This is a genomic window from Phocaeicola sp. RTP21198st1_B8_RTP21198_201120, from assembly GCF_040929485.1.
GTDB lineage: Bacteria > Bacteroidota > Bacteroidia > Bacteroidales > Bacteroidaceae > Phocaeicola > Phocaeicola dorei.
This window is the reverse complement of sequence record NZ_JBCOCI010000437.1, coordinates 1-1,204: the sequence shown is the minus strand read 5'-3', so window position 1 is coordinate 1,204 and position 1,204 is coordinate 1. Positions and strand designations below refer to the sequence as shown.

Annotated in this window: 1 protein-coding gene; it reads left to right on the top strand. The window is 44.3% G+C overall.

The genetic code is table 11. The features are described 5' to 3' along the window. Positions 1 to 1,204: RagB/SusD family nutrient uptake outer membrane protein (locus tag AB5935_RS27055; protein WP_368327982.1), on the top strand; the 1,204-nt coding region annotated here is incomplete at both ends.

The window sequence follows — 1,204 nt, the reverse complement described above, 5'->3', positions numbered from 1 at the left end:
GGATGTCACTGACTGAAGGTGACACCGATCTTTGGACATATAAAGCCAACGAATCAACCAGTTACACACAGTGGTTCTGGTTTTTCGCAGGAACATCGCCCAATACGACTTACACCAATAATTGGTGGAACGGGACGTACGACGGTGTGGGAGCCTGTAACGAAGCTATCGCATTAGGAGACAAACCTCCTTACACCACGGAAGAGGAACGGAATGCCAAGATTGCGGAAGCCCGTTTTCTTAGAGCTGTGTATTATTTCAATGCAGTGGAACAATTCGGAGCAGTGACGATGCTCACAGAACCCGTAGTGACGGAAACACTGACCTACTCCCCCACCCGCACCGATCCGATGACTATCTATCAGGAGGTTATTCTGCCCGATTTAAGATTTGCATCCGAATGGTTACCAACAGGCACGCATGCAACGACTACCACCCCGACGAAGAAAGCCGCTCTCGGTTTTCTGGCTAAAGCCTGCTTGCAGACGTACGAATATGGAAGCACCGAATATTTGCAGGAAGCTCTGGATGCAGCCAAGAAATTGATTACCGATTGCGAAACTGGCGGTGGAAAATACAATACGTATATGTATCCATCGTATAGCGAAGTGTTTAAAGAAAGCAATAACTGGGAAAACAAAGAAGCTCTCTGGAAACATCGCTGGTATGCAGGAGCAGACGGTCACGGATCAAGCAACGGAAATTACAAGCTAAATCGCAACGATGAGTATTTCTTATGTAATATCAATAAATTCGGTGCACGTGAAGACAATCAGGAAACACGCCTTACCTGGGAAGGCTCAATTACCGGTATCTTTATGCCCACGCAGCATTTATTGAGTTTGTATGCACAGAAAGACGGAACATTGGACCCCAGATTTCATGAATCGTTCACTACAGAGTGGAACGCGAACAAGAATTACACGTGGGATGAGAGTGCCGTACACATGTATGACAAAGAAGAAACCGTCATTGGTAAAGCTCTGAATAAAGGTGACTTAGCCATTAAATTCATCATGCCGCAAGACATGGATTATGCTACAGAAAAGCAAAAAGAACATATTTCTGATTACTTGCTGATTGATTATCACCATGTATACAGTAATGACAATAATAATGTGAACATGAATTATGCTTATACAAACGTCACAGGCAATTACAAGGATGACGGCACAAACGAGAACCAGTTCCGCTACTATTATCA